Annotated in this window: 1 pseudogene; it reads right to left on the reverse strand. The window is 42.8% G+C overall.

The window, feature by feature from the left end:
* Positions 1–108: 108 nt before the first annotated feature.
* Positions 109–502: pseudogene (locus A3738_RS31515) on the reverse strand (GMP synthase); the annotation flags it as partial.

Consider the following 502-nt stretch of genomic DNA (forward strand, 5'->3'; position numbering starts at 1 on the left):
TCATGATCATATCAGACCCAGAATTTAAAGCGTTCCCAAGGTCTTCCATTAATCCTGTAATACCCGATTCACCACCTAATTTGTTGCCAAAATTTGAAAATCTAGCCATTACTTATTACTCGCCGTATTCGTCAAAAACATTGTTATCCATGTACTCACTAAACGCTCATCCGTCGTTTTCTGAAGCGAAGCCATAGCCTGCTTGTATAAATCAGGCGGATATAAAGACTCTCTTAACGACATCAGTTGCTGACTATAATCAACCGTAAATTCTGGATGCCCTTGAAACCCTAACACCCTACCCGGAATGCAAAATGCAGCATTTGGGCAAAAATCACTCCCGTAAAGACGCACCGCAGTCGGCGGCAGACACACGACTTGATCTTGATGACTGTACAACAAGGTGATTGACTCAGGCATATTTTGAAAAAAATCTTGCTGCGTTTGACGGCTATGCGTCATCGCACCAATCCCCCAACCTTTGTCTGATTTTATAGCTTCG

Source organism: Oleiphilus sp. HI0066, assembly GCF_001635725.1.